Origin of the sequence: Rhizobium sp. FKY42 (assembly GCF_005222835.1) — a bacterium.
Lineage (GTDB): Bacteria > Pseudomonadota > Alphaproteobacteria > Rhizobiales > Rhizobiaceae > Neorhizobium.
In genome coordinates, this window is record NZ_STGA01000005.1 from 99,028 (window position 1) to 111,260 (window position 12,233).

Annotated in this window: 13 protein-coding genes; 7 read left to right on the plus strand and 6 right to left on the minus strand. The window is 55.9% G+C overall.

Going from position 1 to position 12,233, the window contains the following annotated elements; translation table 11 throughout:
• Positions 1-13: 13 nt before the first annotated feature.
• Complete coding sequence (locus tag E8M78_RS03155) at positions 14-457, plus strand: metallopeptidase family protein (RefSeq protein ID WP_062557238.1); 444 nt, start codon at positions 14-16, stop codon at positions 455-457.
• A gap of 18 nt (positions 458-475) precedes the next feature.
• Here E8M78_RS03155 and E8M78_RS03160 read toward each other — a convergent pair whose 3' ends face one another.
• From E8M78_RS03160 to E8M78_RS03170, 3 genes are read right to left on the minus strand one after another with little or no spacing between them, the layout of a single operon-like run.
• A complete protein-coding gene (locus E8M78_RS03160) occupies positions 476-1,108 on the minus strand; it encodes a LysE family translocator (RefSeq protein WP_137133679.1) in 633 nt (210 codons plus the stop codon).
• Positions 1,109-1,128: 20 nt separating this feature from the next.
• Positions 1,129-1,335, minus strand: coding sequence for a DUF1737 domain-containing protein (locus E8M78_RS03165; protein WP_137133680.1), 207 nt, complete (start codon positions 1,333-1,335; stop codon positions 1,129-1,131).
• On the minus strand, positions 1,332-2,231 hold the full coding sequence (locus E8M78_RS03170; protein ID WP_137133681.1) for a CoA ester lyase: 900 nt from the start codon (positions 2,229-2,231) through the stop codon (positions 1,332-1,334). The genes E8M78_RS03165 and E8M78_RS03170 overlap by 4 nt, the downstream gene beginning before the upstream one ends.
• A gap of 113 nt (positions 2,232-2,344) precedes the next feature.
• On the opposite strand from E8M78_RS03170, the gene E8M78_RS03175 reads away from it, so the two are divergent.
• The 4 genes from E8M78_RS03175 to E8M78_RS03190 all read left to right on the plus strand — a co-directional run bounded on the left by E8M78_RS03175 (position 2,345) and on the right by E8M78_RS03190 (position 5,632).
• Positions 2,345-2,578, plus strand: coding sequence for a hypothetical protein (locus tag E8M78_RS03175; RefSeq protein ID WP_137133682.1), 234 nt, complete (start codon positions 2,345-2,347; stop codon positions 2,576-2,578).
• A gap of 215 nt (positions 2,579-2,793) precedes the next feature.
• The gene (gene leuD, locus E8M78_RS03180; protein ID WP_062557233.1) at positions 2,794-3,399 is read left to right on the plus strand and encodes a 3-isopropylmalate dehydratase small subunit; all 606 of its coding nucleotides are present in this window, start codon (positions 2,794-2,796) and stop codon (positions 3,397-3,399) included.
• 140 nt (positions 3,400-3,539) lie between these two features.
• The gene (gene leuB / locus E8M78_RS03185; protein ID WP_170973305.1) at positions 3,540-4,652 is read left to right on the plus strand and encodes a 3-isopropylmalate dehydrogenase; all 1,113 of its coding nucleotides are present in this window, start codon (positions 3,540-3,542) and stop codon (positions 4,650-4,652) included.
• Between the two features lie 233 nt (positions 4,653-4,885).
• Positions 4,886-5,632: a phosphatase PAP2 family protein gene (locus E8M78_RS03190; RefSeq protein ID WP_137133684.1), complete on the plus strand. Its 747-nt coding sequence runs from the start codon at positions 4,886-4,888 to the stop codon at positions 5,630-5,632.
• 14 nt (positions 5,633-5,646) lie between these two features.
• On the opposite strand, the gene E8M78_RS03195 is transcribed toward E8M78_RS03190, so the two are convergent.
• The 3 genes from E8M78_RS03195 to E8M78_RS03205 all read right to left on the minus strand — a co-directional run bounded on the left by E8M78_RS03195 (position 5,647) and on the right by E8M78_RS03205 (position 9,613).
• Positions 5,647-7,542, minus strand: coding sequence for a nucleoside-diphosphate sugar epimerase/dehydratase (locus tag E8M78_RS03195; protein WP_137133685.1), 1,896 nt, complete (start codon positions 7,540-7,542; stop codon positions 5,647-5,649).
• A gap of 68 nt (positions 7,543-7,610) precedes the next feature.
• Positions 7,611-8,543, minus strand: a complete 933-nt coding sequence (locus E8M78_RS03200) for an NAD-dependent epimerase/dehydratase family protein (protein WP_137133686.1) — start codon at positions 8,541-8,543, stop codon at positions 7,611-7,613.
• Entirely contained in the window at positions 8,540-9,613 is a 1,074-nt protein-coding gene (locus E8M78_RS03205; protein WP_137133687.1) for a glycosyl transferase family 4, read from the minus strand. The genes E8M78_RS03200 and E8M78_RS03205 overlap by 4 nt, the downstream gene beginning before the upstream one ends.
• A 470-nt stretch (positions 9,614-10,083) precedes the next feature.
• Between E8M78_RS03205 and E8M78_RS03215 the strand changes: the two genes are divergently transcribed.
• Together E8M78_RS03215 and E8M78_RS03220 are read left to right on the plus strand one after the other, a co-directional pair.
• Positions 10,084-11,118, plus strand: a complete 1,035-nt coding sequence (locus E8M78_RS03215) for an aspartate-semialdehyde dehydrogenase (protein WP_137133688.1) — start codon at positions 10,084-10,086, stop codon at positions 11,116-11,118.
• 187 nt (positions 11,119-11,305) lie between these two features.
• Positions 11,306-12,115 (plus strand): lytic transglycosylase domain-containing protein, encoded by an 810-nt coding sequence (locus tag E8M78_RS03220; RefSeq protein ID WP_062557226.1) that lies wholly within the window; start codon positions 11,306-11,308, stop codon positions 12,113-12,115.
• Positions 12,116-12,233 lie beyond the last annotated feature (118 nt).

Genomic DNA, 12,233 nt, shown 5'->3' on the forward strand with positions numbered 1-12,233 from the left:
AAAAGGAGCAGTTATGGCCCGTGTTGACCAGACAGATGATTGGCGGGATCGCCACGCCCCAACCATCAGCACTTTCGAGTCGCTGGCAATCGAGGCCTATGGCAATCTTCCGGAAGAATTTCGTGCGCTGACGACGAACCTGATCATCGAGATCGAAGATTTTCCCGATGATGAAGTGTTTGAGGACATGGCGCTGGAAACGCCTTTCGATCTTCTGGGTCTCTTCGAAGGGCGTGGAATTTCCGAACGTTTCACCATGGAAACGGGTGAGCTTCCCAACCGCATCCGCCTATATCGACGCCCTATACTCGACTACTGGGCTGAAAATGACGAGACGCTGGGCGATATCATCACCCATGTTCTCATTCATGAAATCGGCCATCACTTTGGCCTCAGTGACGATGACATGGAACGCATTGAGGAAAGCGCTGACGAAGCGGCGGATCGCACGGGCTGATCCACCGCCTCTTTCGTCTCAGCGTCGCGCTTCCGTTGCCATACGGATGGCAAGACCGGCAAGAACAGTTCCCATCAGCCAGCGCTGAACCATGATCCAGCTTGGGCGGCTGGATAGAAAGCCCGCGATGGATCCTGCTGCCAGTGCAATCATAGCATTCACTGTAACGCTGATGATGATCTGCGTCGTGCCTAGTGCCAGCGATTGTGCCAGGACACTACCGTGATCAGGCTGGACGAATTGCGGCAGCAGGGAAAGATACATGACGGCAATCTTCGGATTAAGAAGATTGGTCACAAAGCCCACGGCAAACAGTTTGCGAGTGGTGTCCTGCGGCAGATCCTTCACCTGAAAAGGCGATCTTCCACCGGGTTTTACCGCCTGCCATGCCAGATAAAGCAGGTAGACCGCTCCACCAATCCGCAGCGCATCATAGGTGTAAGGCACAGCCATGACGATGGCCGTGATGCCGAAGGCGGCGCACATCATATAAAATACAAAACCGAGCGCGACACCGCCGAGTGATATCAGGCCCGCTTTCGGCCCCTGACAAATGGAACGCGAAATCAGGTAGACCATATTCGGCCCTGGCGTCAAAACCATGCCCAGAGCAAGGAGGGCGAATGTAGATAGCGTCAGAATATCAGGCATTCGCACTCCTTATTATAAAATTACTGCTCACCCAGCTTCATGCTTGGATCGTATTCCTTGCCATCTACCGTTTTTACAACTGCCTGACCGCAGTAAAGCTTGTTTTCTGCTGCGTTGAACGTGTGGGATGGCGAGCCATAAAGTTCCCAGCCCTTGTTAAGGGCGTCCGTTACACGATGACAAAAGCTGGAATCATCTGGTCCAGTGAGGAAGCGGTAGACTTTCATATTCTCGTCTTTCTTCGTTCAATGATGTGCAATTGTTCGATCAATCGCTCTGCCTGTTCAAGATGCAGCCGCTCGATCATTCGTCCGTCGAGATTGATGACATTGAGTTGAGACGCTTCCGGTTTTGAGAAGGCTTCGAGAATGGCCCTTGCTTCTGCAGCCTCCTGCTCGGAAGGGCCGAAATGCCGGTTTGCCGGTTCGATCTGGGCAGGATGAATCAGCATCTTGCCATCGAACCCCATTTCACGGCCTTGCTGGCACTCGTTCTCGAAGTTTTCGCCATCACGAAAATCGTTGAATACGCTGTCGATGACGGTGAGATCGTGAGCCCTGGCTGCCAGCACGACCTGCATGAGCCACGGAACAAGGTAGGCCCGGTCGGGCTTCGGCAGAACGCGGGTTTCCTTGCGCAGATCATTCAGCCCCACCACGAAGCCTTGAAGTCTTGGCGCAATTTCACGGCGGGCGGCAGCCAGCATCCCAGCATTCAGGATGCCCTTCGGCGTCTCGATCATGCCCCATATTGCCAGTGAGGGCGAAGTGCCGGCAAGTTGCGTCTCACAGGCCTCGAGCTCTGCGAGAGTTTCCAGCTTGGGAATGAGAACCGCATCCGGCACCAATTCTCGCGCGAGGGCTATATCTTCGGCTCCAAACTCCGAAGCTAGCGGATTGACGCGAATGATGGTGAGGCAATCAGCAATCCGTCCTGTCGAAAAGAACTGACGCAGATTGTCGCGGGCTTCGGCTTTTTTCTCGACTGCCACGGAATCCTCCAGATCGAGGATCACACCATCACATTCGAGCATACGAACCTTTTCCAGCGCCCGCTGATTCGATGCAGGAACGCTGAGGAGAGATCGTTGCAGAACGGGAAGAGAAGAAGCACGTTCAGTCATCGCAACTTTGTGACAACCTTTGTGATGCGATGCAATAGCGCAGAAATGCAAAAGCCCTTGCAAGACTCAAGATTAAGGCCCACATTTCCCACAGAAGAAAGGCTTTGATTATCATGCAGAACATTCGTGCACTCCTCTATGGTCTGGTCGGTATTGCTGCGATCGGTACACTTGTTGTGCTGACAGCGTCTCTCACGCTCGCCTTTGCCGGAATGTTGGCCGTCTTTACCGTTGTGAAAGCCATGACGCCCCGCCTTAAACCTGCACCCGTGCGCGCCAAGGCGAAATCGTCCCAGTCCGAGATGCGCGTCTGGAACGATGGCCGAGGCACAATCATCGATCTCTAATCCCTGGACGGGTTTTTGATGAGGCGCTTGAGTGGAGTGCCTCTCGAGAGCATTTCTTCCCATGGGTCTGAAGTATGGGTGAAACTGCCTTGTACTTTCATGCGATATGCCTGATTGGCCTCGCTTTAGTACTGTTTGACGTTAATCCGGTCTTCAAATCCCCTGCAATTTGGTCTATGGCAGCTTCCGAATTATAAGTCTCGCGGAGGCAGATCATGGAAAAATTTGTCAAGCTTACCGGCGTTGCTGCGCCGCTTCCCGTCGTCAATATCGACACGGACATGATCATCCCGAAGGATTACCTGAAGACGATCAAGCGCACGGGTCTCGGCAAGGGTCTTTTTGCTGAAGCTCGCTACAAGGACGATGGTTCGCTGAACCCTGACTTCGTTCTTAACAAGCCCCAGTACGAAAATGCCAAGATTCTGGTGGCCGGTGATAACTTCGGCTGTGGCTCTTCGCGTGAGCATGCTCCGTGGGCGCTTCTGGATTTTGGCATCCGCTGCGTGATCTCCACGTCCTTCGCAGACATTTTCTACAACAATTGCTTCAAGAACGGTATTCTGCCGATTGTTGTTTCGCAGGATGATCTCGACAAGCTGATGGATGATGCCTCGCGTGGCTCCAACGCAGTCTTGACTGTTGATCTGGAAGCGCAGGAAATCTCTGGTCCGGACGGCGGCAAGATCACCTTTGACATCGACCCCGCGCGCAAGCACATCATGCTGGAAGGCCTTGACGACATTGCCACCACGCTGAAGAGCGATTCCGCAATCGCAAGCTTTGAGAGCAAGGTACAGGCCGAACGCCCCTGGCTCTGAAATGGATGGAAAATGAACCCGGCTCTCCACGGAACCGGGTTTTCTTTTGCTCTCGTTCTGCGGCAGGCTCGAGCGAGGTGAGGAGAGGAGCGCTGGCTGACGGCAGCGCAGAGTTGAGCCTGCTTTTGCCAAGGATATGATTGATGTCTCACAAGCTTTTCCTTCTTCCCGGTGACGGTATCGGCCCGGAAGCCATGGCCGAAGTTCGCAAGATCATCGCCTATATGAATGAAGCCATGAATACAGGCTTCGAAACTGAAGAAGGCCTGGTTGGCGGTTGTGCCTATGATGCGCATGGCTCGGCCATTTCCGAAGACGACATGGCAAAGGCCATGGCGGCCGATGCTGTTCTGTTTGGTGCGGTGGGTGGCCCCAAGTGGGATGCCGTGCCTTACGAAGTGCGTCCGGAAGCCGGTCTGCTTCGTCTGCGCAAGGATCTGGAACTGTTTGCAAACCTGCGTCCGGCTATCTGCTATCCGGCACTTGCCAATGCTTCCTCCCTGAAGCCTGAACTGGTTGAAGGCCTCGATATCCTGATCGTTCGCGAGCTGACGGGCGGCGTTTACTTCGGAGAGCCGAAGACAATCACCGATCTCGGCAATGGCCAGAAGCGCGCAATCGATACGCAGGTTTACGATACCTATGAAATCGAGCGTATTTCGTCGGTGGCATTCGAGCTCGCACGCACGCGCAAGAACGCCGTCTGCTCCATGGAAAAGCGTAACGTCATGAAGTCTGGCGTGCTGTGGAACCAGGTTGTGACCGAGACCCACAAGGCGAAGTTCTCCGATGTGAAGCTGGACCATATGCTGGCGGATGCCGGCGGTATGCAGCTCGTTCGTGCGCCGAAGCAGTTTGACGTGATCGTAACCGACAACCTCTTCGGCGACATGTTGTCCGACGTGGCCGCCATGCTGACCGGCTCTCTCGGCATGCTGCCGTCTGCTTCGCTCGGCGCACCGGATGCAAAGACCGGCAAGCGGAAAGCGCTTTATGAGCCTGTGCATGGCTCGGCACCGGATATTGCAGGTCAGGGCATTGCAAACCCAATCGCCATGATTGCTTCCTTCGCCATGTGCCTGCGCTATTCGTTCAACATGGTTGCGGAAGCCGATCGCCTCGAAAAGGCGATCGCCAACGTTCTCGACAAGGGCATCCGTACCGGCGATATTATGGCTGAAGGTGCAACACGTGTTGGCACCGCCGAAATGGGCGATGCCATTCTGGCAGAATTCAAATCTCTCGCTGCCTGAGCCAATTTTCATTCATGACGATTGCAACGCCCTGCATCTGCAGGGCGTTTGCATTTGAACCTAATGCATGTCGCGCTCAATCGGATTCGATTGAGCGCGACATGCATCAAGTCAAAGTCTTACAGCGTCGTTCACGCGTTCGATCGAATACGCCGCGCTGTAGGGACACGGGCATCAAACTGCTGTTACGTAGCTCGTGTATCCAAGGCCATTTTCAGCGATGAGGTGGCCCGATGCTCAAGTCCATCGTCCGGCGTTCTAACAGACATCGTCATAGTCCGATCGATTATCATCCTGAGTGGCTGATCCTCGGCGGAAATATCGCGCTTCTGTCCGCTTTTGTTTTCGACGAACCTGTCGCCCGCTTTTTTCGCTCTACGCACTCGGAGCTCAAATCCTTCGGGACAGTCATTACCGAAGTCGGTAATTCCGGATGGATCTTTGCCGTGGCTGGCGTCCTGCTTCTGCAGGCGCTTAAACATCTACGAGCCGCCGATTGCCGTAGCATTCGCTACAATGCCTCACTCATCATGCAGGTGGCGAGCTACGTCATTCTGACGGTCGCCATCTCGGGCCTGACTGCCAATCTCTTGAAATGGCTGATCGGGCGAACCCGACCGGCGCTTGAAAGCACGTTTACGTTTGCGCCGTTCGAGGGCGGCCATCTTTATGCAAGTTTCCCGTCCGGTCATGCCACAACCATCGGCGCCATCATGATGAGCCTTTATCTTCTGGCTCCGGTCTTGCGCCTGCCTGCTCTTATTCTGGCGCTTTGGCTTGGCTTTTCTCGCGTCATGGTCGGGGCGCATTATCCAAGCGACGTCATTGCCGGCTTGGCTCTTGGCGCCTGGTTCGCTCTGTTGTTTGCCAGCGTTTTTGCGCGATACGGATTGCTGTTCAGGAAGATGGAGCGGAATTTCCCTCGCCCGCGCAGCGGCTTGCGCCTGACCGGTGGAGCAGGCTCTATCGCACTAAAATAAGCAGAGGATGTGGATCAGGCTTTTGCCGGGTCGTTTTCCGGATCCATGCCGATAAAGGAAAACAGGATGTCGCGGGCCTTGTCTTCGTCCCGACGCCGGGCCGCGTTGCAAAGGTCGTCCAGTGCTTCTTTGAGCGGCAGTTTGGCAATGGCGCTGGAATCTGCACGCAGGATCTTGGGATGTTCGGTCTTCATGGCGTTTGCCATATCGTAGAACAATTCTTCGAAAAGCTTTTCGCCGGGGCGACTGCCTGTCACCTTGACCTCGATCCCGCCAACCGGGTTCTTGGCGTCCCTGACCGCAAACCCTGCAAGTCGGATCATGTTCTCCGCCAGATCGCCGATGCGGACCGGTTCACCCATTTCCAGCAGGAATATATCGCCCCCTTGTGACAATGCGCTGGCCTGAACAATCAGTTCGGCCGCTTCCTGAATCGACATGAAGTAACGACGCATGTCCGGATTGGTCACCGTCACAGGTCCGCCATTGGCGATCTGCTTCTTGAATAGCGGCACCACGGAGCCGTTCGAGCCCAGAACGTTCCCGAAGCGAACCGCACAGAAATTCTGCTCGCGACCCAGTTCCCGCGCCTTCAGCGCCATTTGGCGTACAATAAGTTCGGCCCAGCGCTTGGTGGCACCCATGACATTGGTTGGGCGAACCGCCTTGTCGGACGAGATGAGAACGAAGTCTGCGATGTTTTCCTCGAAGGCAACCTTCGCAACGGTTGCCGTCCCGAAAATGTTGTTCTCTATGCCCTCGATGGCATTGGCTTCGACCAGCGGCACATGCTTGTGCGCTGCCGCGTGGTAAAGAATATCCACCTTGTGCTGGCAAATGGCATCGCGCACGCGCGCTTCATGGGTGATGGATCCCAGAACCGGAATGACGGGGCAGCGCCCTGTTGCCTGCAGTTCCTGGTCGATCATATAGAGCGCATACTCATTGGCTTCGAAAAGAATGAGGGCCTTGGGCTTCCATTGAACGATGAGGCGGCAGAGTTCCGATCCGATCGATCCGCCCGCCCCTGTCACCATCACTGTACGATTTTCAAGGATCCTGCCGAGCAGTTTCGGATCCGGCGGCACGAAGGAGCGACCAAGCAATTCGTCAATCTCGATCTCACGGATCTGATTGGCGAGATAGCGTCCATCCACGAGGTCGGTAATGTCTGGCACTGTCCGGATCTTGACGCCGAGACCGCTGATGCTGCTGATCACGCTCTTGCGCCGATCTGCCGAGAGCGACGACAGCGAGAGGATGATTTCCTCGACGCCATATTGATCGATCAGCTTTGGTAGATTGGCCGGATTGTAGACGCGATATCCACCAAGATCGCGACCATGATGGTTCGGATCCTCATCCAGCAACCCGACGACATATCGATTGCCATTGCCGCGCAACGCGGTTGCGAGCTGTACCGAGGACGCGCTTGCGCCGTAGATGAAAATTGGATGCTCGTCCCGGCGCATGCCGGTACCCTGGTTCAGTATGAGCTTCACGGCAAACCGAAAGCCGCCGACGAGTGTCGTGCCGATCGCGAAATAGAAGAACGGGACCGAGCGTGGAACGACGCCGCGCCCGGACATCTCCAGCATGAAGACGACAAGGATCCAGAGCATGGTGGCTGCCGCCATGGCCTGGAGGATTGTCCAGATGGCCGTATCGGGCAAATAGCGCAGCACAGCGCGATAGAGGCCCAGCCGTATGAAGATTGGTATGGCAATGATGGGTGCTGCCAGTGCGAGGAAGATGCGCTCGTCTGTCCACACCGGATCCCAGACAGCATAGCGCAGGGCATAGCTTGCCCAGATCGCCATGATCAGCGCAGCACAGTCGTAACCGATCAGGATCACTCGCTTCCAGAAGCGCGGCATGCTTTCGATGATATGGCGCAAAAAGTGAAGCATCGTCTATCCGGCGGGAACCCTGTTATTGTGGGCATATCAAGCGGCGCAAACTCCGCATCAACGAAATGTCATTCTCGCGAGGGTAATCCCAGAACGGTCTTCTTCAAGGCGTCGTCGACCTTGAATGGTGGTGACCATCCCAGGCTTTCGACCGTCTTGCCTATATCGACCTGGAGATTGCTAAGCAAGCGGTCGCTATAGGAGCGTTTCCCGAGGGCGACAGCCATCGCGTGCAAAAGGGCTGGGGGTACTGGAAGATTCAATCCATTTCGGCCTTGTAGGCGTGCCAACCTGGAGAAAAGGTCTGCCGTCGACAAATCCTCTCTGTCACTTGCCATAAACACTCTCTCGTTCGGCATCTCTGCTTTTGCCGCCCTGATGAGGAGATCAACCAGATTTCCGACATAGATCAGCGAGCGCTTGTTCTGGCAGAGGCCGAAGGGGGAGGGTAGGCCGCTTGCTGCCCATCGCATCAGCAGCCTGAAATTGGCGCCCACGCCCGGCCCGTAGACCAGTGGAGGCCTGATAATGACGACCTCAAGCCCTGTCTCGTCAGCAAGTCTCCGCAATTGTGCTTCTGCTTCAGCCTTCGATTGACCATAGGCATCCTCCGGTGCCGGATGATCGCTTGCCTTAAATGCCATTCCCGGACTTGTTCGTTCGCCATTCACCTTGACGGAGCTGACGAAAACGAAGCGGCGCACCCCTGCGGCCTGTGCCTTCCGTGCCAGATTGACCGTGGCCTCCACGTTCAACGCGCGGAAGGCAGCCAGTGGGTCCGCTTCCGTTTCGGACATGACATGCACGCGGGCCGCAAGATGCACGACAGTCTCGATCCCTTGCAGAGCCGTCGACCAGTCCGTAGTCCGGCTGATATCGCCAATCGCTGTCGTCGCGTTTGCGCCATTGCGTGTGACTGGCCGGAACGGAATATTCCGGTAATGCAGTTCATCGCACAGATGACGACCCACAAATCCATTGGCGCCGGTAACAAGCATCATGTCGGCTTCCTGCCGTTCAGCCGAACACATCGAGCGCGATAGGCCTGTAGTGATGACGATACGTCGTCAGCCAGCCCGCACCCCGCCGCCAGCACAACCAAAATCGCGAGGCCGTAGGCGACGAGGGCGATGCACCATCCCGTGATACCCTGCGGCACGATCATCGCCAGCGGCAGAAGGATCAGAAGATTGATGAAAAACGCTGCTGTGGAGACAGGCCGCGCGCCTCCGAAGCGCCGGGAAAGGCGCTGATAGGCATGTGCACGATGAGCCTGTGAAAGCCTGTCGGCGCCCAGAAACCGGACAATCAGTGTCGTTGTGGCATCAGTTGCAAACAGAAGGGCGAGCAACAGCCACTGTGGCAGTGTCATCCAGTCCTGCACCAAGGTCTGGAACGCCAGTGCCACGATGATGAATCCTAGAAAAGTGCTGCCTGCGTCACCCATGAAGATCTTTGCAGGAGGCCAATTGAATACCAGGAAACCGAGTGTGGCAACCGTGACGATTGCCATCATCCACCAGGGCCATTGATCGAAGGCTGCGGGATCCTGCAGGAAGGAAAGTGTCATCGCAGACACCATCATCGTCACGGCCTGCTGCCCTGCAATTCCATCGATTCCGTCCATGAAATTGAAAAGATTGATCCACCAGACTCCGCTGATAAGGAGAAGTAGAGCGATTGCAGCCATAAGAAGGAGGCTTGAACCGCCGCTCAGTATCCCAAGCGGTTGAGTGAGGAGCATGGCCCCGATGACGGCCGTTGCCTGGACAATGAGCCTCAGTCGTGCCGGAAGCGGATGACGGTCGTCAATGAAGCCAACGATCGCGACAACCAGCGCAAGCGCCAGGAGCGCCAGATCGTTGAGGCCTCCTCCTGGTAACAGAACTGCCGCACTGCAGGCAGCGATAACGATGCCAACCCCGCCCCCTGCCGGAGTTGGTTTCACGTGAGACGACCTTGCAAGCGGGATCTGGATGAGGCCAAGCGCCGCTGCGTTGCGGATGATGACATAGACGCAGGTTGCGCTGACGGCGAAGCAGCCGATGAGAATGGCAATGTTGGCCAGCATGCGTGTTCTCTCCCCGATGGCGCCTGCTCTAGAGCATTTCCGGTGAAAACGGGATCACCTGCAATGCTCTATCTCTTTGTTTTTACGCAGTCCGGACGTAAAACCGCTGATGCACTTTTACTGGACCTGCTCTAGAAGGTGTGGCTTGACTTGTCCAGTCGAAGTCCGGCAACGGCCCAGCGAGGTCTTGACTTCATCACGAAATCTTCTAATGAGTTCAGTCGAAAGGAAGCAAGAATGTATCGCTGCGACAATCACATCGCTGCCTTCTGCCAACCGGCTCGACCAGCCGGATCGCTTCCCGTTGCACCCGCATCCGAAAAAACCACGGCCAAAACGACGACGAAAACCGTCTGACGTCTCTGGCCCACCGCTCTCTCCCCGGTCTGGCCGGGGATAAGGGATACACGGCGCGTTTCCGTGGTTCCCCCCTCCGACATCCGAGGAGAGAAGAGAAAGAGAGCAGTAACATGGGTTTCAAGATTGCAATCGTCGGCGCGACCGGCAATGTCGGTCGGGAGATGTTGAACATCCTCTCCGAACGCGGTTTTCCAGCATCAGAAGTTGTCGCGCTGGCTTCCGCCCGCAGTCAGGGCACGGAGGTTTCCTTCGGCGACAAGACGCTGAAGGTCTCCAATCTCGACCATTACGATTTCTCCGACACGGACATCTGCCTGATGTCCGCTGGCGGCACGATTTCGCAGAAGTGGTCGCCGAAGATCGGCGCACAGGGCTGCGTCGTCATCGATAACTCATCCGCCTGGCGCTATGATTCGGAAGTGCCGCTGATTGTACCGGAAGTGAACCCGGATGCGATTGCCGGCTTCACAAAGAAGAACATCATTGCAAACCCCAACTGCTCGACGGCGCAGCTTGTCGTTGCCCTGAAGCCTTTGCACGATGTCGCGAAGATCAAGCGTGTCGTCGTTTCGACCTACCAGTCTGTCTCCGGTGCGGGCAAGGAAGGCATGGACGAACTCTTTACCCAGACGCGTGCCGTCTTCGTAGCAGACCCGGTTGAATCCAAGAAGTTCACCAAGCGCATCGCCTTCAACGTCATTCCCCATATCGACGTGTTCATGGAAGACGGCTACACCAAGGAAGAATGGAAGGTTCTGGCCGAAACCAAGAAGATGCTGGATCCGAAGATCAAGGTTACCTGCACCGCGGTTCGCGTGCCGGTCTTCATCGGTCACTCAGAATCCGTCAATATCGAGTTCGAGAACGAAATCACTGCCGATCAGGCGCGTGATATTCTGCGCGAAGCTCCTGGTTGCCTTGTCATCGACAAGCATGAAAACGGTGGTTACATCACGCCTGTCGAATGCGCGGGTGAAGATGCAACCTATATTTCCCGTATCCGCGAAGACGCTACCGTTGAAAACGGCCTCAACATGTGGGTCGTTTCAGACAACCTGCGCAAGGGTGCAGCACTGAATGCCGTTCAGATTGCAGAGCTTCTTGTCAATCGTGGTCTTATCAAGCCGCGCAGCAAGGCGGCATAAACTTACCGTTTCGTAACCATGTTTCTGTAAGCCTCGCTCTCACGAGCGGGGCTTTTCTCTGGACAGTTCACGATCATTTCATAAGTGGTTGAGTTGTGCGCGACGAAGCCTCTCGCCATAACCTCGACAGAAACTGGAACCCTGGTGGTGCGAAGAGCCGCGGTTCTGCAACGGATGGGATCAACGAATGTTGAAATCAATCGCTGGCGGTGTTGCCGCCCTCGCAATGCTCCTCAGCGTCAGTGCGGCTCAGGCTGCATCCTGCGGAAATGATGCCTCGGGTTTCAATGCCTGGGTGGATAATTTCAAGCGGGTTGCCCCATCCAAGGGAATTTCCCCATCCGTGCTCGAGACGGCTTTTGCAAATGTGCAGTATAACCGGCCGACCATCCGGGCTGACCGCGGCCAGAAAAGCTTCAAGCTTTCGTTTGACGAGTTCATGAAGAAGCGCGGTGGACAGGCGATAATCTCGCGTGGCAAAAGCATGAAGTCTGCCAATGCAGCGCTGTTTGCCAATATCGAACGCCGCTACGGTGTTCCGGCTGGTCCTTTGCTTGCAATCTGGGGCATGGAAACCGGCTTTGGTTCCTTCCTCGGCGATCAGCATACGCTTTCTGCCGTAGCCACGCTGGCCTATGATTGCCGCCGCTCGGACTACTTCACGGAACAACTCTATGCAGCTCTTCAGCTTGTTGCCCGCGGGGATCTTTCCACCACGGCAAAGGGTGCTGCCCATGGCGAGATCGGCCAAACGCAGTTCCTGCCGCTGAACGTCATTCGTTATGGTGCGGATGGCGACGGTGACGGTCACGTCGACATGGTGCGTTCGCGCGCAGACGCCTTGGCGTCGACAGCGAATTTCCTCGTCGGTCATGGTTGGCAGCGCGGCGCTGGCTATCAGCAGGGACAGCCGAACTTCAAGGCTATCCAGGGCTGGAATGCAGCGACAGTGTACCAGCAGGCTATCGCCTATATCGGCGCGCAGATCGACGGCTGATATGCCGTTCATCACGGTCGGAAAGCGTCCCTCCCAAAGGGGCGCTTTTTCTTGCAATCAAAGTAAACCTCCACCTACGGTGGAGGACTGGACGAGTTCTACATCGTAGTGGAGAGAC

Bases quoted from the DNA above. Each gene is read 5' to 3' on its own strand.
- E8M78_RS03155 (WP_062557238.1), top strand. From the start codon at position 14: ATGGCCCGTGTTGACCAGACAGATGATTGGCGGGATCGCCACGCCCCA.
- E8M78_RS03160 (WP_137133679.1), bottom strand. From the start codon at position 1,108: ATGCCTGATATTCTGACGCTATCTACATTCGCCCTCCTTGCTCTGGGC.
- E8M78_RS03165 (WP_137133680.1), bottom strand. From the start codon at position 1,335: ATGAAAGTCTACCGCTTCCTCACTGGACCAGATGATTCCAGCTTTTGT.
- E8M78_RS03170 (WP_137133681.1), bottom strand. From the start codon at position 2,231: ATGACTGAACGTGCTTCTTCTCTTCCCGTTCTGCAACGATCTCTCCTC.
- E8M78_RS03175 (WP_137133682.1), top strand. From the start codon at position 2,345: ATGCAGAACATTCGTGCACTCCTCTATGGTCTGGTCGGTATTGCTGCG.
- leuD (WP_062557233.1), top strand. From the start codon at position 2,794: ATGGAAAAATTTGTCAAGCTTACCGGCGTTGCTGCGCCGCTTCCCGTC.
- E8M78_RS03190 (WP_137133684.1), top strand. From the start codon at position 4,886: ATGCTCAAGTCCATCGTCCGGCGTTCTAACAGACATCGTCATAGTCCG.
- E8M78_RS03195 (WP_137133685.1), bottom strand. From the start codon at position 7,542: ATGCTTCACTTTTTGCGCCATATCATCGAAAGCATGCCGCGCTTCTGG.
- E8M78_RS03200 (WP_137133686.1), bottom strand. From the start codon at position 8,543: ATGATGCTTGTTACCGGCGCCAATGGATTTGTGGGTCGTCATCTGTGC.
- E8M78_RS03205 (WP_137133687.1), bottom strand. From the start codon at position 9,613: ATGCTGGCCAACATTGCCATTCTCATCGGCTGCTTCGCCGTCAGCGCA.
- E8M78_RS03215 (WP_137133688.1), top strand. From the start codon at position 10,084: ATGGGTTTCAAGATTGCAATCGTCGGCGCGACCGGCAATGTCGGTCGG.
- E8M78_RS03220 (WP_062557226.1), top strand. From the start codon at position 11,306: ATGTTGAAATCAATCGCTGGCGGTGTTGCCGCCCTCGCAATGCTCCTC.